At 68.5% G+C, this 21,054-nt stretch carries 21 protein-coding genes; 9 read left to right on the top strand and 12 right to left on the bottom strand.

The window, feature by feature from the left end:
• From OC534_RS15405 to OC534_RS15390, 4 genes are all read right to left on the bottom strand, one after another.
• The coding region (locus OC534_RS15405) for a TPM domain-containing protein (RefSeq protein WP_262072105.1) at positions 1-770 on the bottom strand (770 nt) is incomplete at its 3' end.
• 4 nt (positions 771-774) lie between these two features.
• Complete coding sequence (locus OC534_RS15400) at positions 775-1,425, bottom strand: LemA family protein (RefSeq protein ID WP_262072104.1); 651 nt, start codon at positions 1,423-1,425, stop codon at positions 775-777.
• 100 nt (positions 1,426-1,525) lie between these two features.
• Positions 1,526-2,275 (bottom strand): TerC family protein, encoded by a 750-nt coding sequence (locus OC534_RS15395; RefSeq protein WP_017357185.1) that lies wholly within the window; start codon positions 2,273-2,275, stop codon positions 1,526-1,528.
• A 42-nt stretch (positions 2,276-2,317) separates the two neighbouring features.
• Positions 2,318-2,698 carry a diacylglycerol kinase gene (locus OC534_RS15390; RefSeq protein WP_153164889.1) on the bottom strand — a complete coding sequence of 127 codons (381 nt, stop codon included), beginning with the start codon at positions 2,696-2,698 and terminating at the stop codon, positions 2,318-2,320.
• A 208-nt stretch (positions 2,699-2,906) separates the two neighbouring features.
• Between OC534_RS15390 and OC534_RS15385 the strand changes: the two genes are divergently transcribed.
• Positions 2,907-3,611: an SGNH/GDSL hydrolase family protein gene (locus OC534_RS15385; protein WP_136003717.1), complete on the top strand. Its 705-nt coding sequence runs from the start codon at positions 2,907-2,909 to the stop codon at positions 3,609-3,611.
• Positions 3,612-3,636: 25 nt separating this feature from the next.
• Here the strand turns inward: OC534_RS15385 and OC534_RS15380 are convergent, their stop codons facing one another.
• The 3 genes from OC534_RS15380 to OC534_RS15370 all read right to left on the bottom strand — a co-directional run bounded on the left by OC534_RS15380 (position 3,637) and on the right by OC534_RS15370 (position 6,501).
• Positions 3,637-4,908, bottom strand: coding sequence for a HAMP domain-containing sensor histidine kinase (locus OC534_RS15380; protein WP_136003715.1), 1,272 nt, complete (start codon positions 4,906-4,908; stop codon positions 3,637-3,639).
• A 151-nt stretch (positions 4,909-5,059) separates the two neighbouring features.
• Positions 5,060-5,773, bottom strand: coding sequence for a response regulator transcription factor (locus OC534_RS15375; protein ID WP_017357189.1), 714 nt, complete (start codon positions 5,771-5,773; stop codon positions 5,060-5,062).
• Between the two features lie 77 nt (positions 5,774-5,850).
• The gene (locus OC534_RS15370; protein WP_017357190.1) at positions 5,851-6,501 is read right to left on the bottom strand and encodes an arylesterase; all 651 of its coding nucleotides are present in this window, start codon (positions 6,499-6,501) and stop codon (positions 5,851-5,853) included.
• Between the two features lie 120 nt (positions 6,502-6,621).
• On the opposite strand from OC534_RS15370, the gene OC534_RS15365 reads away from it, so the two are divergent.
• The 3 genes from OC534_RS15365 to OC534_RS15355 all read left to right on the top strand — a co-directional run bounded on the left by OC534_RS15365 (position 6,622) and on the right by OC534_RS15355 (position 10,150).
• Positions 6,622-7,224 (top strand): ATP-binding cassette domain-containing protein, encoded by a 603-nt coding sequence (locus OC534_RS15365; RefSeq protein ID WP_017357191.1) that lies wholly within the window; start codon positions 6,622-6,624, stop codon positions 7,222-7,224.
• The gene (locus tag OC534_RS15360) at positions 7,221-9,707 is read left to right on the top strand and encodes an FtsX-like permease family protein (RefSeq protein WP_136003708.1); all 2,487 of its coding nucleotides are present in this window, start codon (positions 7,221-7,223) and stop codon (positions 9,705-9,707) included. The genes OC534_RS15365 and OC534_RS15360 overlap by 4 nt, the downstream gene beginning before the upstream one ends.
• 89 nt (positions 9,708-9,796) lie before the next feature.
• Positions 9,797-10,150 carry a DMT family protein gene (locus tag OC534_RS15355; protein ID WP_136003706.1) on the top strand — a complete coding sequence of 118 codons (354 nt, stop codon included), beginning with the start codon at positions 9,797-9,799 and terminating at the stop codon, positions 10,148-10,150.
• A 584-nt stretch (positions 10,151-10,734) separates the two neighbouring features.
• Here the strand turns inward: OC534_RS15355 and OC534_RS15350 are convergent.
• From OC534_RS15350 to OC534_RS15330, 5 genes are all read right to left on the bottom strand, one after another.
• Positions 10,735-11,676, bottom strand: a complete 942-nt coding sequence (locus tag OC534_RS15350; RefSeq protein WP_017357223.1) for a DUF6607 family protein — start codon at positions 11,674-11,676, stop codon at positions 10,735-10,737.
• Positions 11,677-11,711: 35 nt separating this feature from the next.
• On the bottom strand, positions 11,712-12,308 hold the full coding sequence (locus tag OC534_RS15345; protein ID WP_136003702.1) for a Hemin transport protein: 597 nt from the start codon (positions 12,306-12,308) through the stop codon (positions 11,712-11,714).
• A 5-nt stretch (positions 12,309-12,313) separates the two neighbouring features.
• Positions 12,314-14,488 carry a TonB-dependent hemoglobin/transferrin/lactoferrin family receptor gene (locus OC534_RS15340; RefSeq protein ID WP_153165007.1) on the bottom strand — a complete coding sequence of 725 codons (2,175 nt, stop codon included), beginning with the start codon at positions 14,486-14,488 and terminating at the stop codon, positions 12,314-12,316.
• A gap of 182 nt (positions 14,489-14,670) precedes the next feature.
• Positions 14,671-14,868, bottom strand: coding sequence for a hemin uptake protein HemP (locus tag OC534_RS15335; protein WP_019182448.1), 198 nt, complete (start codon positions 14,866-14,868; stop codon positions 14,671-14,673).
• A gap of 121 nt (positions 14,869-14,989) precedes the next feature.
• A complete protein-coding gene (locus OC534_RS15330; RefSeq protein ID WP_017357219.1) occupies positions 14,990-15,961 on the bottom strand; it encodes an aldo/keto reductase in 972 nt (323 codons plus the stop codon).
• 190 nt (positions 15,962-16,151) lie between these two features.
• On the opposite strand from OC534_RS15330, the gene OC534_RS15325 reads away from it, so the two are divergent.
• From OC534_RS15325 to OC534_RS15305, 5 genes are all read left to right on the top strand, one after another.
• The gene (locus OC534_RS15325) at positions 16,152-17,450 is read left to right on the top strand and encodes a nucleoside transporter C-terminal domain-containing protein (RefSeq protein ID WP_017357218.1); all 1,299 of its coding nucleotides are present in this window, start codon (positions 16,152-16,154) and stop codon (positions 17,448-17,450) included.
• A 26-nt stretch (positions 17,451-17,476) separates the two neighbouring features.
• The gene (locus OC534_RS15320; RefSeq protein WP_017357217.1) at positions 17,477-18,442 is read left to right on the top strand and encodes a ribokinase; all 966 of its coding nucleotides are present in this window, start codon (positions 17,477-17,479) and stop codon (positions 18,440-18,442) included.
• Positions 18,443-18,619: 177 nt separating this feature from the next.
• The gene (locus OC534_RS15315; RefSeq protein WP_037591666.1) at positions 18,620-19,048 is read left to right on the top strand and encodes a hypothetical protein; all 429 of its coding nucleotides are present in this window, start codon (positions 18,620-18,622) and stop codon (positions 19,046-19,048) included.
• A 169-nt stretch (positions 19,049-19,217) separates the two neighbouring features.
• On the top strand, positions 19,218-20,210 hold the full coding sequence (gene dusB, locus OC534_RS15310) for a tRNA dihydrouridine synthase DusB (RefSeq protein ID WP_262072102.1): 993 nt from the start codon (positions 19,218-19,220) through the stop codon (positions 20,208-20,210).
• Positions 20,211-20,220: 10 nt separating this feature from the next.
• Complete coding sequence (locus OC534_RS15305; RefSeq protein ID WP_017356136.1) at positions 20,221-21,048, top strand: methyltransferase domain-containing protein; 828 nt, start codon at positions 20,221-20,223, stop codon at positions 21,046-21,048.
• The last annotated feature ends 6 nt before the right edge of the window (positions 21,049-21,054 follow it).

The raw sequence follows: 21,054 nt of genomic DNA, 5'->3' as shown, positions 1-21,054 counted from the left end.
CCCCAGCCCCCACTGCGGGCAAAGCGGCCGGCCTTGCTCGAGGACAGACCGATGAACAGCGCCACCAGCCCGGCCAGGCCACTGGCCAGCCACAGCGAGGTGAACAGGAACGCGGCGACTGCCGCGCCGGCACCGCCCAGCAGTCCGCGCAGCGGGCATGGCACCCCGCTCAACAGCGCACGCAGGACGCTGCCGACGAAGAAGCCGATCACCAGGGCAAAGGTCCAGCCGTCGCCATCCGGGTTGCGGGTGGCGCGGTGGTCGCTGACCGGTGCCGGCAGCTCCTCGCCGTCGATCAGTGTGACCAGCGCGCCGGTGGCCGCGGACAGGCCGCCGGCATAATCGCCGGTGCGGAACTGCGGGGCCAGGTACTCCTGGATCACGCGATTGGCGATCGCATCGGGAATCGCGCCTTCCAGCCCGTACCCCGGTTCGATGCGCACGCGGCGATCATCTTTGGCCACTACCAGCAGCACGCCGTCGTCCACGCCCTTGCGGCCGATCTGCCACTGCTCGAACACGCGCTGGGTGTACTGCTCGATCGATTCGGGCTGGGTGCTGGGCACCATCAGGATCTGCAACTGGCTGCCCTTGCGCTGCTGCAGGGCCAGCGCCTGGGCTTCAAGCGCCTGCGTCTGCGCGGCATCCAGGGTGCCGGTGGTGTCCACCACCGGCGAGGTCAACGGCGGAATCGCCGCCTGCTGGGCCCACGCCGCCGGCGCCAGGCACAGGGCGAGCAGCAGCAGGAAGCGCAGCAGGCGCGCGGTCACGGGCTCAGTGCGCCGGCTGCGGGGTCTGCGGCGCGGGCGCGGGCGCCGGCGCCGGCGCCGGAGCGGGCGCCTGCGAACCGAACTTGACCGCCGGCGGCTGGGAAATCTGCGCCTCGTTCTCGACGGTGAAGTTCGGCTTGGTCGCATAGCCGAAGATCTTGGCCGTGATCACCTGCGGGAACTGGCGGATGAAGGTGTTGTAGTCCTGCACCATCTGGATGTAGCGGCCGCGCGCCACGGTGATGCGGTTCTCCGTGCCTTCCAGCTGCGCCTGCAGATCGCGGAAGCCCTGGTCGGACTTCAGGTTGGGGTAGTTCTCGGTGACCACCAGCAGCCGCGACAACGCGCCGCTGAGTTCGCCCTGCGCCTGCTGGAACTGCTTGAGCGAGTCGGCGTCGTCGGCGTTGACGTTGACCTGGCCGACGCGGGCGCGGGCATTGGTGACGTCGGTCAGCACCTGGCGTTCCTGGTTGGCATAGCCTTCCACGGTCTGCACAAGGTTGGGGATCAGGTCGGCACGGCGCTTGTACTGGTTGAGCACTTCGGCCCAGCCGGCCTTGACCTGCTCATCCTTCTGCTGGATGGCGTTGTAGCCGCAGCCGGACAGCAGGGAGGCCAGTACGGCCAGGAACAACAGTCGGGAGAACGATCGCATGGCCGGCTCCGGCTCTCTATGACGGGAGTCCGGAGCATGCCACGAACGGGGTCGGTGCGCCGTGTTCAGCCAGATGCGACACGGCGGACCGACCCGGCCGTCACCACTGGCCGGCGCCCGGCACGTTGTGGGCCACGGCGCGGCGGCGCATCAGCAGGTTCAGCCATTCCACCAGCACCGAGAAGCCCATCGCGGCGTAGATGTAGGGCTTGGGCACGTGCACGTCCAGGCCATCCAGGATCAGCACCGCGCCGATCAGCAGGATGAAGGCCAGGGCCAGCATCTTCACGGTCGGGTTGGCATCGATGAAGCGGCCCAGCGGGTTGGCGGCCAGCAGCATCACGGCGACCGAAAGCAGGATCGCGGCGACCATCACCGGCACGTGCTCGGCGATGCCGACGGCGGTGATGACCGAATCCAGCGAGAACACGATGTCGATGATGGCGATCTGGGCGATCACCAGGCCGAACACGGCCGAGGCCTTGGTCGTGGTGGGATCTTCGTCTTCACCGCCGGTGATCAGCTCGCGGATTTCCATGCCGCCCTTGATGATCAGGAACAGGCCGCCCACGATCAGGACCAGGTCACGGATGGAGATGCCCATGCCGGCCACGGTGAACAGGTTGGCCTGCATGTGTGCCAGGTAGGCCAGCGAGACAAGCAGCAGAATGCGGGTGATGCAGGCCACCGCGATGCCGAGCTTGCGCGCGAACGGGCGGCGCGCTTCCGGCAGCTTGCTCACGGCGATCGAGATGAACACCAGGTTGTCGATGCCGAGCACGATTTCCAGCGCGCTCAGGGTCAGCAGGGTCAACCAGACATTGGGGTCGGACAGCAACTCAAGGAACATGGACTTCCATCCTTACAGGGGGGATGACGCGCCGCAGACGCGTCAGAAAAAGTGCGGTACCAGGATCAGGCCCCAGCACACCAGGACATTCATCATCAGCACGAAGACCGCGGCCGACCCCATGTCCTTGGCGCGCCCGGCCAGCTCATGGAACTCGCTGCCGTAACGTTCGATCACCGCTTCGATGGCCGAGTTGGCCAGCTCCATTGCCAGCACCAGCAGCATCGAGCCGATCATCAGCGCACGCTCGACCGGGGTCTGGCCCAGCCAGAGCGCCAGAGGTGCGAGCACCACCAGCAGGTAGACCTCCAGGCGGAACGAGGACTCGTGCAGCCAGGCTGCCCGCAGCCCCTGCCAGGACCACACCGCCGCCTTGAAGATGCGTCGCGGGCCGCGGGGCATGTGCCCCATTTCGTCAGCCACGGCAACGGACTCCACTGCGCGGGGTGGGCCGGAACAGAGGTAACAGCGCACAGCTGGCAGTCATGGGCATCGCTGAATGGGCGGTCAATCCGTCATTTTGCCACAAGCCCGTTGCCGGCACGGACGCAGGCCCGGAATGGCCCGATGGGGCACGGCGGAAACCGGGCGGAGCTTCTATGATGAATGCCCTGCCTGAATGGAGATTGCGATGACGTACCGCCGCCCCCTGCTGCTCGCCCTGGCGCTGGCCTGCGCCCTGCCGGCGCTGGCCCGCAGCCCCGTCCCGCCGGCCGCGCCGCAGGTGCCGGCCCAGGTCTCCAACGTGGCCTGGGCCGGGGACATGGACCAGTTCGCCGCCGCCGACAAGGCGGCGCCGCCACCGCGCGGCGGAATCGAGTTCATCGGCAGTTCCTCGATCCGCATGTGGGACACCCTGGCCGCCGATTTCCCGGGCCAGAAGGTGTTCAACCGCGGCTTCGGCGGGTCGGAAGTGCGCGACAGCACCTGGTACGCCGACCGGATCGTGATTCCGTACGCGCCGTGCAAGGTGTTCTTCTACGCCGGTGACAACGATCTCAACAGCGGCCGCAGCCCGGCGCAGGTGCGCGACGACGTGGTGGCGTTCGTGCAGCGCGTGCACCGCGACCTGCCGAAGACGACCGTGGAAGTGATCTCGATCAAGCCCAGCCCGTCGCGCGCGCAGCTGCTGCCGGCGGTGGTCGAAGCCAACGGGCTGATCCGGCAGGCGCTGGCCCGGATGCCCAACACCGGCTACACCGACATCTACACGCCAATGCTGGGTGCCGACGGCCAGCCACGCGCGTCGCTGTTCCGCGAGGACATGCTGCACATGACCCCGGACGGCTATGCGATCTGGCGCGAGGCATTGGCGCCCAAGGTACGCTGCGAATGACGGCAGCGCCCGGCGTTGCCGCAGGTCAGCGGTAGACGATCGTCGCCTGGGTGCCGACGCCGGGTTCGCTGGTCAGGGTGATCTTCCAGCCGAACCGGTCGCACAGGCGGCGCACGATCGACAGGCCCAGCCCCGTGCCCTGCGGGCGGGTCGGGTCGGCCCGGTAGAACGGCTCGAAGGCGCGGGCCAGGGCGTCGGCCGACATGCCGATGCCGGTGTCGCGCACCACCACCCGATCCTGCTCGACGTCCACCTCGATGCTGCCTTCGTCGGTGTAGCTGCAGGCATTGCGCAGCAGATTGCTGACCACCACCTGCAGCACCCGCGGCGGCGCGTGCAGGTGCACCGGGCCTCCGCTGTGCATGTGGATCTCCACGGGCCGGCCGGCCAGCAGCTCGCGTGCGTTGTCGACCTCGTAACGCACGATGTCGTTGACATCGAACAGTTCGACCTGCGGCTCCACGTCCGCCTCGCGCGCAAGGATCAGGAACGCGTCGATCACCGCCTCCATGTCCCGCCCGGCGCGCTGGATGCGCTGCAGGCCGCGACGCAGGCGCGGAGTCATCTCCGCATCGCCCAGGGCCATGTCGCTGGCGACGCGGATCACGGTCAGCGGCGTGCGCAGCTCGTGACTGGCATCGCGGGTGAAGTTGCGCTCGCGCGCCACATGCGCACTGACCCGCGTGGCCAGCGAATGCAGCGCGGCCGCGAGCTGCCGGGTTTCACCCTGCATGTCCGCCGGCAGCTTGTCCGCCGCCAGGTCCGCCGCTTCCGGATGCCCGGGGTCCCAGCGCGAGACCCGCCGCGCCAGCCAGTTCACCGGCGACACCAGCCGTTTGGAGGCCCGGTAGGTGATCCAGGACGCGCCGTACACCGCCAGCAGGGTCAGCAGCACCGGCACGATGCCGAACCAGAAGGCCAGCATTTCCGCGCGCGAGCGCAGGAACACCAGGTACAGCTGGCCCTCCTCGCGGGCATCGACCAGGACCAGCTGGTCGTCGTCCTTCAGCTCGTGGAACCCCGGCCCCAGCGTGCGCAGGTTGGCCGGCAGGCTCAGGCTGGACTGCCCCGCCTCCAGTAGATAACCGCGGATGTTCTGGGTGTTCGGCGGCGGTTGCGCCGGCGAGGCGTCGTGGAGCTGCCAGAAATAGGCGGCTTCCTCGCGCAACGCGCTGCTGACCAGGCTGTGCTTGATGACCAGCGACACCAGCCATGCGCCCAGCAGGATGCCCAGACTGGCCAGCACAGCTTGGAGGATGAAGACGATACGTATCTTGCGCGGCAGACCGTGCGGCATTACGGGGTCCAGGGCGGTTCGCCGCGATTATAGGAAAGCGCGCCGTGATTCCATCGTGCAAGGAACCCGGACGACCGGGAAGGTGCCAGGTCGTCGAGGGTCCCAGGGCCCCGCAGGGCCCACTCGGTCATACTGTCGTCACGCGATGCGCTCAGCTCATCGGCTGGGCGATATCGGCGATCCGGTAGCCCGCACTCTGCACCGTGTGCAGCAGCGGGCGATCGAACGGCTTGTCGATGATCTTGCGCAGGTTGTACAGATGGCTGCGCAGGGTGTCCGAATCCGGCAGACCGTTGCCCCAGATCTCGCGCTCGATTTCCTGGCGCGTCACCACCCGGGGCGACTCGCGCATCAGGATCGTGAGCAGACGCAGGCCGATCGGCGACAGCTGCAGCTCGGTGCCCGCACGCGTGGCGCGCATGCTGACCGGATCGAGCACCAGGTCGGCGACCTTCAGCACTTCCGAGCCCACCTGCCGGCGCTCGCGGCGGATCAGGGCGCGCAACCGCGCTTCCAGTTCCTGGATGGCGAAGGGTTTGGTCAGGTAATCGTCGGCGCCAAAGCCCAGACCGGTCAGCTTGTCATCGAGCGTGTCGCGCGCGGTGAGCATCAACACCGGGGTGGACTTGCGGGCGTCGTTGCGCAGCCGGCGGCAGACTTCGATGCCGTCCAGACGCGGCAGCATCAGGTCCAGCACGACCACGTCATAGCTGTTTTCCGCTGCCAGGCGATAGCCGTCCAGCCCGTCCTGGGCGTAGTCGACCTCGAAGCCGCGGCCTTCCAGGTATTCACCGATCATCTCGGAGATGTTGCGGTTGTCTTCGACCACCAGCACCAGGCCGGCGGTTTCCTTTGTCTGACGCATGAGAGTCCCTCTTTCTTCAGCTTTGTGAAACATGCCGCATGGGCAGTGGACGCCGTGTGAAGCCGGTCACGACACAATCAGAGCAGGGGTCTCAGCAGGGGCCAGACGTTGTCCAGCACCCGGGGTTGCGCGGCAGCGGTGGGATGCAGACCGTCGGCCTGCATCGATCCGGGCTGCAGCGCCACCCCCTCCAGCAGGAACGGCAGCAGCGCCACCTTGTGCTGCCGCGCCAGATCGGCATAGACCTGCTTGAGCCGCTGCCGGTAGGCCGGGCCGTAGTTGGGCGGCACGTCGATGCCCAGCAGCAGCACGTTGGCCCCGGCCGCCTGGCTGGCCAGGATCATCTTCTCCAGATTGCCGCGCAGCTGGGCGGGGGTCAGCCCGCGCAGGGCATCGTTGCCGCCCAGTTCGATCACCACCACCGAGGGCCGGTGCTTCTGCAGCAGGCCCGGCAGCCGGGTCAGCGCTCCGGAGGAGGTTTCACCGCTGATGCTGGCATTGATGATCGCCGGCGGCGGTTTGATCTGTTGGTTGACCCGCTGCTGAAGCAGGTTCACCCAGCCCGAGGCCGCCGGGATATTGTGGGCGGCACTGAGGCTGTCCCCGACCACCAGCACCGCATGGCGGGGTTCCGGACCTTTGGCACACGCCAGCAGCGGCCACCACAGCAATGCTGCCAGCACCACGATCCACCCGGCCTGATGCCGCTTCCACTTCGCTCGGTACATTGGAGAATCCTCATCGACAGCCTGTCCCCCCGCAGCGCGCCCGTCGCCATTTCCGCCCACGATGTCGGCAAATCCGCCCGTGGCCCGGAGGGTGAAGTCCACATACTGGACAACATCGGCATGACCGTCCATGAAGGCGAGAGCGTGGCGATCGTCGGCGCTTCAGGTTCCGGCAAGACCACCCTGCTCGGCCTGCTCGCCGGGCTGGACCTGCCCAGCCGTGGCCGCATCACCCTGGCCGGGGAATCGCTGGACACGCTGGACGAGGAAGCCCGCGCGCAGCTGCGCGCGCGCGAGGTCGGCTTCGTGTTCCAGAGCTTCCACCTGTTGCCGGCGCTGACCGCCGAAGAGAACATCGCCCTGCCGCTGGAGCTGGCCGGGCGCGAGGATGCGGCGCGGGTGCGCGAAGTACTCGAGCAGGTCGGCCTCGGCCACCGTGCGCGCCACTATCCGCGCCAGCTCTCCGGTGGCGAGCAGCAGCGTGTGGCGCTGGCGCGCGCGTTCGTTGCACGCCCGCGCATCCTGTTCGCCGACGAGCCCACCGGCAGCCTGGACCAGGCCACCGGCCAGCAGATCAGCGACCTGCTGTTCGCGCTCAACGCCAGCAGCGACACCACGCTGGTGCTGGTCACCCACGACCTGCGCCTGGCCCAGCGGTGCGAGCGCATCTACCGCCTGGATGGCGGCCGTCTGGTCGACGCGTCCGTCGGCACGCCGGCATGAATGTCATCCGTCATGCCGCGCGGGCGCTGCGCCGCGAGTTTCTCGCCGGTGACCTGCTGACCGTGTTCGCCGCGCTGGTGCTCGGCGTGGCGGTCATGACCGCAGTCGGCACCCTGGTCAACCGGGTCACGCTGGCCCTGACCAGCAGTGCCGCCGAGATGCTCGGGGGCGACCTCGGGCTGAGCGCACGTGAGGACGTGCCGGCGCGGTTTGCCGACGCCGCGCGCACGCGCGGGCTGGCGAGCACCCGCATGGTCAGTTTCCCCAGCGTGCTGTTCCACGGCGACGACAGCCAGATGGCCAACATCAAGGCGGTCAGCGCGGGCTATCCGCTGCGCGGCGAGCTGCGCGTTGGACGTGCCCTGCACGATGCCGCCAGCGAAACTGCCGGCACGCCGCCACCGGGAGAGGCCTACGCCGATCCTCGGCTGATGCAGGCACTGGGGCTGAAAATCGGCGATGCGCTGGAGTTCGGCGCCGGGACCCTCACAGTCACCCGCGTGCTGCAGGCCGAGCCGGACACGTCCGGCGAGCTGATGCAGTTGTCGCCGCCGCTGCTGGTCAACCGTGTCGATGTCGACCGTGCCGGCCTGCTCGGTCCCGGCAGCCGCGCCTCCTACCGCATGATGTTCGCCGGGCCGCCCGAGGTGATCGCCGACTTCCGTGCATGGCTGGCGCCGCAGGCCAAGGGCTACCGCATCGTCGGCATCGCCGATACCCAGCGTGGGGTCCGCGGCGCGTTTGACCTCGCGGGCCGCTTCCTGTCGCTGGCCGCCCTGCTGGCGGTGCTGCTGGCCGGCGTGGCCACGGCCCTGGCGGCCAACCGCTTTGCGATGCGCCGGATCGACCAGGTGGCCATCCTGCGCTGCCTCGGCGCGCGCCAGCGCGACATCCTGGCCGCGATGGCGCTGCAGTTGGTGATGCTGGCCATCCCGGCCTGTCTGGCCGGCATCGGTCTGGGGCTGGCCGCGCAGGCCGGGCTGGTGCAGGCACTGGGCGGGCTGGTGCCCAACCGCCTGCCCCTGCCGCAGGCGACGCCCGCGTTGAGCGGTGCCGGCATCGGCCTGGTGCTGCTGCTCGGCTTCGGCCTGCCGCCGCTGCTGCGGCTGCGCGGGGTGCCGCCGATGCGCGTGCTCAACCGCAGTTTCGCCGCACTGCCCCCGAGCTCGTTGCTGGTCTACCTGGCGGCGCTGGCCGCCACGGTGGCGCTGACCGTACAGGCCACCGGTGATGTGCGCCTGGCGGCCTGGGTGCTTGGCGGACTGGCGGCGCTGGCCGCGCTCGCGGGCGGCGTGGGCGCGCTGCTGCTGTGGCTGCTGCGTGGCCTGCAGGGCCGCCTGCGTGGGCGCTGGAAGCTCGGGGTGGCGGCGCTGACCCGGCGCCGCGGGCTGGCAGTGATGCAGTTGGTGGGGCTGTCGCTGTCGCTGTGCGCGTTGCTGCTGCTGTCGGTGGTGGGCCCGGGCCTGCTGGCACAGTGGCGCGACCGCCTGCCCAGCGATACGCCCAATTATTTCCTGATGAACATCCAGCCCGGGCAACGCGCGGCCGTGCTGGCGACCCTGCAGGAGCTGGGCGTGATGGCGCCGGGCATCGAGCCGTTCAGCACCGGCCGCCTGCTGGCCGTCAACGACCGCGCGCCGCAGCGGCAGCAGCGCGAGGACAACAGCAACGACGACGACGATGCCAACCGCCCGGTCAACTTCTCCTGGCGGCGCGATTTCCCGCCAGCCAACCAGCTGCTGGAGGGGCGTTTCTGGGCCGTCGGGAGCACGGCGGCGGAGGCATCGATCGAGCAGGGCTGGGCCGAGCGCTATGGCATGAAACTGGGCGATACGGTGACGCTGCAGATGGGCGAACAGGAACGCCGGTTCACCATCACCAGCATCCGCAAGGCCGACTGGGATTCGTTCCGGGTCAATTTCTTCCTGCTGCTCAACGAGGGCGCGGTGGGCGATGCGCCGTACAACCTGATCACCGCGTTCCATCTGCCGCGCGCGCAGGCGCCGGCGCTGGCGGGCCTGACCCGGGAGCATCCCAACATCTCGCTGCTGGACATCGATGGCATTCTCGAGCGCGTGCGCGAGGTGGTCGATCGGGTGACCCAGGCGGTGCAGCTGGTGATGGGCTTCAGCCTGCTGGCCGGGATGCTGGTGCTGCTGGCGGCGCTCCAGGCCACGGCCGGCGAACGCCGCTATGACAGCGCCGTGCTGCGCACGCTGGGCGCGACCCGTTCCCAGCTGCGTGGGGCGGTGCTGGTGGAGTTCGGGCTGCTGGGGCTGCTGTCGGCGCTGCTGGCGGTCGCGACGGCGGCGGTGCTGGGCAGTGTGGTGGCGCGCCAGGTGTTCGAGCTGCAGCTGAGCCCGCCGTGGGGGCCGCTGCTGGTGGGCGGCGCGCTGGGCGTGCTGCTGAGCATGGCGTCGGGCTGGCTGGGCACGCGGCGCATCCTGCGCACCCCACCGGCGCTGGCGTTGCGGGAGGCCTGACCGGCCAACCGGCGCGGCGGCCGCATGCTGACACACTGCTGCCGCCGCGCCCGGTATCCTGCGCGCCCCCGTTCCCAGAGATCGCCCGGATGCCCGGCACGTCATTCACCGCCTATCTGTACCCCGTGTTGCTGCTGTTGGGCAGCAACATCTTCATGACCTTCGCCTGGTACGGGCACCTCAAGTACAAAAGCGCGCCGCTGATGACGGTGATTCTGGTCAGCTGGGGCATCGCGTTCTTCGAGTACTGCCTGCAGGTGCCGGGCAACCGGCTGGGCAGCGCGGTGTATTCGGCCCCCCAGCTCAAGGGCATGCAGGAGGTGATCACACTCGTGGTGTTCGCGGTGTTCTCGGCGGTGTACCTGGAGCAGCCGTTGAAGTGGAACCACTATGCGGCGTTCTGCCTGATCGTGATCGCCGCGCTGCTGATGTTCAAGGAATAGGACGGGCCGTCTCGGCCGCCACCCCGTAGCGCCGGGCTCTGCCCGGCTGCGCGCGCAGCGCGCTTGGGGTATCGGCCGCGGAACGGAGAGCAGCCGAGCAGAGCTCGGCTGTACGACGGGGCTGCAAGCCGACCGTTGGCCGGCTACGCGCAGCGCGCCTGGGTAATTATCGGCCGCCAACCCGTAGAGCCGGGCTCTGCCCGGCTGCGCGCGCAGCGCGCCTGGGTAACTATCGGCCGCCAGACCGTAGAGCCGGGCTCTGCCCGGCTGCGCGCGCAGCGCGCCTTGGGGTATCGGCCGCGGAACGGAGAGCAGCCGAGCAGAGCTCGGCTCTACGAGGGGGCTGCAAGCCGACCGTTGGCCGGCTGCGCGCGCAGCGCGCTTTGGGGTATCGGCCGCGGAACGGAGAGCAGCCGAGCAGAGCTCGGCTCTACGACGGGGTTGCAAGCCGACCGTTGGCCGGCTGCGCGCGCAGCGCGCCTTGGGGTATCGGCCGCGGAGCGGAGAGCAGCCGGGCAGAGCCCGGCTCTACGAGGGGGCTGCGGTCGGCTTTGCGCGCAGCCCGTGCCCCTGCCCCGCACGGCTCAGCGGGCGGCCTCGGCCGGGGCCGTTTCGACCCACTGGGTGAACACCTTGTCGATCTCGGCGTCCTTGACCTTCCTGCCGTCCTGGATGTCCTGGGCCTGGGTGAACAGCGGGATGATCATCGCCATGCCGTCCAGCGTGGTCTTCAGGTGCACGCCCGGTGCCTGCCCAAGGAAACCGTCCCAGCGCTGGCGCACGCTGGCCCAGTAGCCGGCGGTGGCGCTCCAGTAGTCGTAGGCCGGTTTGAAATCGACGTCGGTGGTCCGGTTGTAGTCGTTGAAACCGAACTCGCGCGCGATCTCCTGCTGGCTGCCATCGGCACCGCGCAGGATCTTGGTGTTGAACTGCTCGTGGGTCCAGCCGTTCGGGGTCAGCGTGTGGCGGTTGACCACGGCCAGCGCGTTGTAGTCGCTGCGTCGGGTGTACTCACGGCGCGGCAGCGGGCGCCAGCTCAGGTCGCTGGTCCAGGTCGCCACGCCATTGTCGTAGGCCCACCTGCCGGTGCCGCAGTAACGCGGCGCATCGCTGACTTCATAGACACACTGCGTCCATGCACCGGCGTTGACCGCAGTCGGAATCGTACGCACCTGCCAGGTCTGGTCGGCGCTGAATTCGAACCGGTGCGGCGCTTCGTACACCCAGTCCTGGCGCCAGTGCTTGGTCACGTGGCCGCTCTTGCCGTCCACCAGCAGGTGCTGCAGGACGATGCGCCGGGGGGAGTCCTCAACCACGATCACCACTTCATTGCCGCCGCTGCGCACAGCCGGCGCGCGCTCGTAGCCGGGCTTGAGCAGCACGGTCTCATCGAAGGCGAAATCGACGATGTACTCACCTTTCATCGCCAGGATGCTGTCGTGGTCGCGCTGCAGGTCGGAGGGCTGGGCGTGGACGACACCGCTGCCGGCAAGCAGCAGCCACGCACCGGCTGTCTGGAATTTCATCTGGAGGTCCCTTCTGGAGTGGCTTGCAAGGTGGATTACAACCGGATCAACGGCGGATCGGCGGGATCGGCGCGCGGCCCGTGGCGGGCGGCGGTGGCGCAGCAGCAGTCATCGACCCACAGCTCGCCTTCGGCGCCTTCGACATCGGCGATGTGGCGGGCGATACCCGCACCCAGCGACGACAGCGGGGCCAGGCTGGCCGCCAGGCCGAGGCCCTCCTCGGCCGCGTGCAGGCGCAGCGCGCACATGCGCCACGGCTCGCCGCCAAGACGTACCGCCAGGCGGCGCCACAGGCGCTCGGCCACGCCGCCATCGCTGATCGGCTCCGGCCGTGCCGGGAAGGCACCCACCAGCCGGTCCCAGGCCAGATAGTCGCTGTCGGGCAGCAGATACAGACGCCAGCAACAGCGGCCGCGGACGTCGACGAAGCACAGGCTTTCGCGGATGCCTTCACTGTCCATGCCTTGGCAGGCGTGGGCGGAAACCGCCCGCTTCCAGCCGCCCAGTTCGCTGCTGTCGGGTCGGTACAGGCACAGCACCGTGCCCAGTGCCGCGAGTTGTCCCGGCGTGGGCAAGGCCCTGGCGGGCAGTGCGTGGGCCAGGGGACGGAAGGCGGACAGGGCTCGGCTCATGGCGGCTACCAGCTCACGGCAAGACTGGCCGACACGGTGCGGCCGGGGTTGGTGAAACGGTCGATCACTGTACTGTTGGTCGCCAGCGTCGAGGTGATACCCGAGTAGTCGATGTAGGTGCGGTCGCCCAGATTGAACACGCCCACGTTGAGCTTGGCACCGGGCGCAACGGTCCAGTGCGCCATCAGGTCGAGCACGCCATACCCCGCCGGCGCGAAGGGCGCGACAGTACCGACCGCCGGCGGCAGGCGATCCTTGCGCCTGGCGAAGGTACCGGCCAGCTCCACGCCCCAGGTATCGCGGTCGAACGCGATGCCGAGCGTGCCGCGCAGCGGGTCGATGGATTCCAGCGGCACATCTTCGGTCTTGTTCTGGCCACGCGACCAGGCCACCGACCCGTTGAGCGACCAGCCGGCCAGCGCCGTGCTCAGCTCGCCGAAATCGACGCCGGCCTTCAGCTCTGCCCCGTAGATGTCCGCATCGGCCACGTTCTGCGACTGGAACACGATCAGGCCCTGGGCGTTGATGCCGACCTGGCGCTGGGACTCGATGAAGTCCTTGTAGTCGTTGTAGTACCCGCTCAGGCTCACGTAGGCGGCCGGGGCGATGAAACGCACACCCAGCTCCAGTCCATCGCTGGTTTCCGGCTTGAGGTCCGGATTGGGAATGGCGGTGTAACCGAACATCACGTTGGTGAAGCCCAGGTTGACGTCGTTGTACGGCGGCGAACGGAAGCCGTGCGCATAGCCGGCGAACAGCGACCACTGGTCGGCGAAGCGCCAGACCATGCCCAGCTTCGGCGACACGCTGGTCTTGGTCAGGCCGGACACGGCCATGCCGGGGTTGTCGGCACCGAAGATGCCGTCCACCTCCGGGCGCAGCTCGTAGTGGTCCACGCGCACGCCCGGCACCAGCGAGACGCGGCCGTCGGCGAAACGCATTTCATCCTGCGCGTACAGGCCCAGCTCGGTGGTCCTGCTGATCGGGAAATCACGCACCGGGAAGGCGTCGGGCAGGATCGTGGTGCTGATCGCCCCGTTGGCGAGGACCTGATAGCCATCGCGCTTCTGGCGGGTTTCGGTCCAGGCGCCATCGAAGCCGTAGGTCAGCGCATGCTCGACCGCGCCGGTTTCCAGGCCCTTGTGGAACACCGCCTGCAGGCCGTACACACGCTGGTCGAAGTTGAACTCGCGGTGGCGCGTGGTGCGGTTGGCGCGGTTCTCATCGGTGCGCTGGGTGGTCTCGCTGTCCTGACGGTACACCTGCCACGACAGGCTGTCGGCGACGCCCATGCCGACGTCGTCCAGCTCGTGGCGGAACGACACGCGCGCACGGGTCTGGTGGTCGCGGGCCTTCATGCCGGTGGTGGTGGTGTGGTCGATCGCCGACAGCACGTTGGTGTCCACGCTGTCTTCGTTGCCTTCCACCGTGAGCTTGAAGCGCTGGGTATCGCTGGGGGCATACACCAGCTTGCTCAGCACGCTGCGGCCATCGCGGTCCTGCGGGTTGGCCGCGGTGCGGGTGCGGTCGTTGCTGCGGACATCGCCGTTGCTCTGGGTTTCCTGGCCCTGGCGATGATTGACGTTGACCATGCCGCTCCAGTGGTCGCCGCCGAAGGCGGTGGTGGCGCTGCCAAGCAGGCCCTGCCAGTCGCCGTCATAGCCGAACTTCAGGCCGACGTAGCTGTTCCTGCCGTCCTTGAGGTAGTCGGCCGGGTCCTTGGTGACGAACGCGACCACGCCGCCCAGCGCGTCGGAGCCATACAGCGAGCTCGCCGGACCGCGCACGATCTCGACCCGCTTGAGGGTTTCCAGATCGGTGAAGTTGCGGTTGGCGTCGGCGAAGCTGCCGATGTCGAACGCCTTCGGCATGGCGATGCCATCGGTCTGGATCAGCACGCGGTTGCCGTCCAGGCCACGGATCCGGAAGCCGCCCAGTCCGAAGCGGGCCGGGCTGCTGGTGACCGACACGCCGGGCTCGTAGCGGACCAGATCCTTGATGTTCTGCGCCAGGTGGTTGTCCAGCTGCTCGCGGTCGATGACATCGACGGTGGCGGCCACGTCGCTCAGCGCGCGCTCGGTGCGCGTGGCGGTGACCTGCACGCGATCGAACTCGCGCGCGTCGTTGACGGAAGAGGGGGCGGCGTCGGCATCGGCATGCGCGGCCATCGGCAGCGCCAGCCACAAGGCGGCGCTCAGGGCAGTCGGTCGGATCGTCATGGGGTGGCGGGAAGCGGCGGGGTGCAGAAGGAGACCCCCGACCCACGCCATCGACCGGAGCCGCCGGCGAGGTGTCGAGGGGGAGAGAGCAGGAGCAGCGCGGGCCCGGGGGGAGGGGCAGGCCCGCGTGGACGGCGCCGGCATTACTTGGTCAGGATCAGCTTGTCGTTGCTGGTATGACGCAGACGGTAGAAGCGGTCGCCGTGCTGGATCAGGATTTCGCGGCGGCCCTTGAGCAGGGCTTCGCTGTCGATCACTTCTTCGGGCGGCACCACGCGTACCGGGCGGTCGCGCAGGGTGAGCGTTTCGGGGCGCAGCAGTACAGCAGCTTGAGTGTTCATCATCGTCTGGACTCGTGCGAGGGACGAGTCAAATGATAATGATTCTCAGTTGACAATCAACAACCATTCTCATTTTGATTGATGGCATTAATGATCGAACCAGTGAGTTCGATTGATCTTATCAATCGAAAGCGGCGTCCACCTGCTGCCAGACGGTCTCGTCCATCGTGTCGAACAGCCGCAGCGCGCCCAGGTTTTCCTGCAACTGCCCCACCCGGCTGGCGCCGAGGATCACGCTGGAGACATTGGGGTTGCGCAGGCACCAGGCGATGGCCAGCTGCGCCGGCGACTGGCCGAGCTGGGCGGCCAGCGCGGTAAAGCGGCGCACCTTTTCCAGCCGCTGTTCGGCCGGATCGCCGAGCACCAGGTCCTTCAGCCAGGCGGTCTGGGCCTGACCGAGCCGCGACTGCGCGTCCACCCCGGCGTTGTACTTGCCGGTCAGCAGGCCCGAGGCCAGCGGTGACCAGATGGTGGTCCCCAGCCCGGCATCGGCGTACAGCGGGGCATACTCGCGTTCGACCCGGTCGCGGTGCAGCAGGTTGTACTGCGGCTGCTCCATCGAGGGGGCGTGCAGATGGCCGGCGCGGGCGATATCCACCGCTTCCTGGATCTGCGCCGCCGACCACTCCGAGGTGCCCCAGTACAGGACCTTGCCCTGCCGGATCAGGGTGTCCATCGCCTGCACGGTCTCGGCGATCGGGGTGTCCGGATCGGGGCGGTGACAGTAATAAAGGTCAAGATAGTCAACCCGCAGGCGCTTGAGCGCGGCATGGCAGGCATCGGTCACATGTTTGCGCGACAGGCCATGCTGGGTCGGGCGCGGGTCATCCACGGCACCGAAGAAGACCTTGCTGGACACGCAGAAGCCGTCACGCGGCAGGCGCAGGTCGGCGATCACGTCTCCCATCACCTGCTCGGCCCGCCCGCGCGCATAGCCCTCGGCGTTGTCGAAGAAGTTGATCCCGTTGTCCCAGGCGGCCGCGATCAGGTTGCGGGCCTCGTCGCGGGCGATCTGATCCCCGAAAGTCACCCAGGCCCCGAAGGACAGGGCGGAGAGCTTCAGGCCGGTGGAGCCCAGGCGGCGGTAGAGCATGCGATTCTCCTGCTGCAGGCCCGCATCCGGGCCGGATAGATGCCCGCTAGTGTAGCCGGCGCGGGCCCGCAAACCCTTGTCGATGCTGGCCGGATCGGCGCCGATCGGCCCGCGCACGCCGCTTTTCCTTGCTCCGCCCCTGCCGCTGCTCTAGGCTTCCCGTTTTTCGCGGCGCCCCAAGGGAAGTCACATGGTCGAAGGTTTGGGCAGGATTGGCTTCGGCCTGTTCGGGTTGGTGGTGCTGATCGGCATCGCCTGGTTGTTCTCGAACAACAAGCGCGCCGTCGACTGGCGCCTGGTGGTCACCGGTATCGCGCTGCAGATCGCCTTTGCGGCGGTGGTGCTGCTGGTGCCCGGCGGCCGCGATGTCTTCGATGCGCTGGGCAAGGGCTTCGTGAAGATCCTGAGCTTCGTCAACGAAGGCTCCGGTTTCATCTTCGGCAGCCTGATGGACACCAGCAAGTTCGGCTTCATCTTCGCCTTCCAGGTGCTGCCGACCATCATCTTCTTCTCGGCGCTGATGGGCGTGATGTACCACCTCAACATCATGCAGATGATCGTGCGCGGCATGGCCTGGGCGATCACCAAGATCATGCGCGTGTCCGGTGCGGAAACCACCAGCGTCTGCGCCAGCGTCTTCATCGGCCAGACCGAGGCGCCGCTGACGGTCCGCCCCTACATCGCCAAGATGACCCAGTCCGAACTGATCACGATGATGATCGGCGGCATGGCGCACATCGCCGGTGGCGTGCTGGCTGCGTACGTGGGCATGCTCGGCGGCAACGATCCGGTGCAGCAGGCGTTCTACGCCAAGCACCTGCTGGCGGCGAGCATCATGGCCGCGCCGGCAACTCTGGTGGTGGCCAAGCTGCTGGTGCCCGAAACCGGCACCCCGCTGACCCGCGGCACCGTCAAGATGGAAGTGGAGAAGACCTCCAGCAACATCATCGATGCGGCGGCGGCCGGCGCCGGCGACGGCCTGAAGCTGGCGCTGAACATCGGCGCGATGCTGCTGGCCTTCATTGCCCTGATCGCCCTGCTCAATGCGCCGCTGACCTGGTTCGGCGAAATCTCCGGCCTGCAGGCGATGATCGGCCGTCCGACCGACCTGTCGACCATCTTCGGCTACCTGCTGGCCCCGATCGCCTGGGTGATCGGTACCCCGTGGGCCGATGCCACCACCGTGGGGTCGCTGATCGGTCAGAAGGTGGTCATCAACGAGTTCGTCGCGTACTCCAAGCTGTCGGAGATCGTGAACGGCCAGGTGCCGGGGATGACCCTGTCGGCCGAAGGACGCCTGATCGCCACCTATGCGCTGTGCGGCTTCGCCAACTTCAGCTCGATCGCAATCCAGATCGGTGGTATTGGTGGTCTGGCCCCCGAGCGTCGCCACGATCTGGCGAAGTTCGGCCTGCGCGCGGTGCTTGGCGGTACCATCGCCACCTTCATGACGGCGACCATCGCCGGCGTGCTGACGCATTTCAGCTGATATCCGTTCATTGAGAAACAGACTTTATGAGTAGCAGTGTCGTCGTTGTCGGCTCCTTCAATGTGGACCATGTGTGGCGTTGCGAATCGCTCCCGGCCCCGGGCGCGACCATCGCCGGGCGCTACAGCACCGGTCCGGGCGGCAAGGGCTTCAACCAGGCCGTCGCCGCACGTCGTGCGGGCGCGCCGACCACCTTCGTGTGCGCGCTGGGTGACGATGCCGGCGGTGCGATGGCCCGTGGCCTGGCCGCTGATGACGGCTTCACCCTGCAGGCCGAAGCCAGCACCGAGCCGACCGGCACCGGTGGCATCTACGTGGACAGCCGCGGCCGCAACACGATCGTGATCGGCCCGGGTGCCAATGCCGCCCTGAGCACCGCCTACGTCGAGCAGCAGCGTGCGCTGCTGAGCGGCGCCAAGGTGGTACTGGCGCAGCTGGAGTCGCCGGTGGAGACCATCGAAGCGGCGCTGGCGATTGCCCGCGAGGCCGGTGCCACCACCGTGCTCAACGTGGCCCCGGCCGACGCCCCGTCCAGCATCGGCCTGCTCAAGCTGGCCGACGTGCTGACCCCGAACGAGACTGAGTTCGCCGCCCTGCTCGGCCGCCATGTGGGCGAGCGCGTGGATGCCAACGACGTGGCCGCGCTGGACGGCGCCAGCCTGCATGCGCTGTGCCGCAAGCTGGTCGGCAACGGCACCGTGGTGGTGACGCTGGGATCGGTGGGCGTGTTCGTGTCGCACGCCGAGGAGAACCTGCGCGGCGACACCCAGCCGTACTACCGGGTGGGCGCCGAGCAGGTGCAGGTGCTGGACACCACCGGTGCCGGCGATGCGTTCAACGGTGCGCTGGTGGCCTCCATCGCCCAGGACCCGGACGCCGCGTTCGCCCGCCATGTGCGCTTCGCCAACCAGTTCGCCGGCCGTTCCACCGAGAAGGAAGGCGCCGCCGCGGCGATGCCGCACTTCACCCCACAGGATGCTGCCACGGCCTGAGCGGCCTGGCGGAACCTGCGGTACTGACCAAGCCGGCGCCCAGCGCCGGCTTTTTCATGGGTCCACCGCGCGCGCCGACAGCGTTGGCCGGATCCTGACAGCCTAAGGCCGGCCTGCGCATTGACCGTCCGGCAGGCCGGATCGACCATCGTGGCCTGCCTCATGGATCGCGTCTGCATGGATGACACCCCCTGGCTGCTGCTGGCGGCCGCAGGCACCGCGCTCGCGGTGCTGCTGCACATCGGCTGCATCATCTTCGGCGCGCGCTGGTACGCGTTCTTTGGCGCGGGCGAACGGATGGTGCGGCTGTCCCGCGCCGGCCATCCCTTCCCCACGGCAATCACCACCGCCATCACCGCGGTGCTGGCGCTATGGACGGCCTACGCCCTCTCGGCCGCGGGCTGGCTGCCGGTGCTCCCCGGCCGTCAGGAAGTCCTGGTGCTGATCATCGCGGTCCTCGGCGTGCGCGGGCTGGCCGGGCTGCTGATCGGACGGGTGCGCCCCGGCTGCAACGGCGCCCGTTTCTGGTACACCAGCTCGGCGGCCTGCCTGACGCTGGCCGGTCTCCATCTGGCCGGCAGCGTGCAGGTCTGGACGCGGCTGTAACCCCCTGCCAACCGCCCACCATCCCGCCGCGCTGGGGGCGGCGGAAGCAATCGTCAAGCATATGCTCATGACCGGAGCGCATCAGGGCCTTCCGGATCGGCCTTAACACTGGCCCGGATCGCGGTCCGGTGCGTGGTTGCCGGCCGGCGGCCGGCACTACAATGCGTGCATGCAGATTGGCCCCTACAACATCCGGCCCAACGTGGTGCTGGCGCCGATGGCCGGTGTCACCGACAAGCCGTTCCGCCTGCTGTGCAAACGGCTGGGTGCGGGCTTGGCCGCCTCGGAAATGACCATCTCCGACCCGCGTTTCTGGACCACCCGCAAGTCGCTCCACCGTATGGACCACGCCGGCGAGCCGGACCCGATCAGCGTGCAGATCGCCGGCACCGAGCCGCAGCAGCTGGCCGACGCGGCGCGTTACAACGTGGACCACGGCGCACAGATCATCGACATCAACATGGGCTGTCCGGCCAAGAAGGTGTGCAATGCCTGGGCCGGCTCGGCGCTGATGCGCGATGAGGCGCTGGTGGCGCGCATCCTCACCGCCGTGGTCGAGGCGGTGGACGTACCGGTCACGTTGAAGATCCGCACCGGCTGGGACTGCGACCACCGCAATGGTCCGCTGATCGCACACATCGCCGAGGACAGCGGCATCGCTGCGCTGGCGGTGCACGGGCGCACCCGCGACCAGCACTACACCGGCAGCGCCGAGTACGAGACCATCGCGGCGATCAAGGCCGCGCTGCGCATTCCGGTGCTGGCCAACGGCGACATCGATTCGCCGCAGAAGGCCGCGCAGGTGCTGGCCCAGACCGGCGTGGACGCGGTGATGATCGGCCGCGCCGCCCAGGGCCGTCCGTGGATATTCCGCGAGGTCGCCCATTTCCTGGCCACCGGCACCCTGTTGCCGCCACCGACCCTGGACGAAGTCCGCGACATTCTGCTGGGCCACCTGCAGGCGCTGCACGACTTCTATGGCGAGCCGCAGGGCGTGCGCATCGCGCGCAAGCACCTGGGCTGGTACGCCAAGGACCGGCCGGAGAACGCCGCCTTCCGCGCGGTGGTCAACCGCGCCGAGGATGCCGCCAGCCAGATCGTCCTGACCACCGACTACTTCGATGCCCTCGCCGCCGGCGAGCCGGTGTCGTCTGCCGCCTGAGCCTGCCGCCATGACCCCGCCGATCACCGCACCGACCTACCTCCACGGCTTCTCCGACACCGAACAGCAGCGGCTGGTCACCCAGTCGCGCCTGTTTGAATCGAGCATTTTCAGCGGCATCGATTACGGTGGCGCCAGGCGCCTGCTGGAAGTGGGCAGCGGCGTCGGCGCGCAGACCGAGATCCTGCTGCGGCGTTTCCCGGAGCTGCACGTCACCGGTGTGGATCTGAGCGAGGCGCAACTGTCCACCGCCGCCACCAACCTGGCCCGCACGCCGTGGTGCAGCGAACGCTACGCGCTGCTGCAGGCCGACGCCGGCAACCTGCCGTTCGGCCCGCGCGAGTTCGACGCCGCCTTCCTGTGCTGGGTGCTCGAACACGTCCCCTCGCCGGCGCGGGTGCTCAATGAAGTGCGCCGCGTGCTGGTACCGGGCTCGCCGGTGTACGTGACCGAAGTGATGAACGCCTCGTTCCTGCTCGATCCGTACTCGCCGCACATCTGGCGTTACTGGATGGCCTTCAACGACTTCCAGTACGACCACGGCGGCGACCCGTTCGTGGGCGCCAAGCTGGGCAACCTGCTGCTGGCCGGCGGCTTCCGCGACGTCCACACCGAGATCAAGACCATCCACCTGGACAACCGCGAGCCGGCCCGTCGCAAGACCATGATCGCGTTCTGGGAGCAGCTGCTGCTGTCGGCAGCCGGCCCGCTGCTGGAGGCCGGCCTGGTCGACCAGGACACCGTGGACGGCATGCGCCGCGAGTTCAGCCTGGTGCAGAACGACCCCAACGCAGTGTTCTTCTTTTCCTTCGTGCAGGCCCGCGCCACGGTGTACTGACGGCCG

The organism is Stenotrophomonas sp. Marseille-Q5258, assembly GCF_946900935.1.
In the GTDB taxonomy this organism is placed as follows: Bacteria; Pseudomonadota; Gammaproteobacteria; order Xanthomonadales; family Xanthomonadaceae; genus Stenotrophomonas; species Stenotrophomonas nematodicola.
This window is presented reverse-complemented; position numbering and strand designations above follow the sequence as displayed.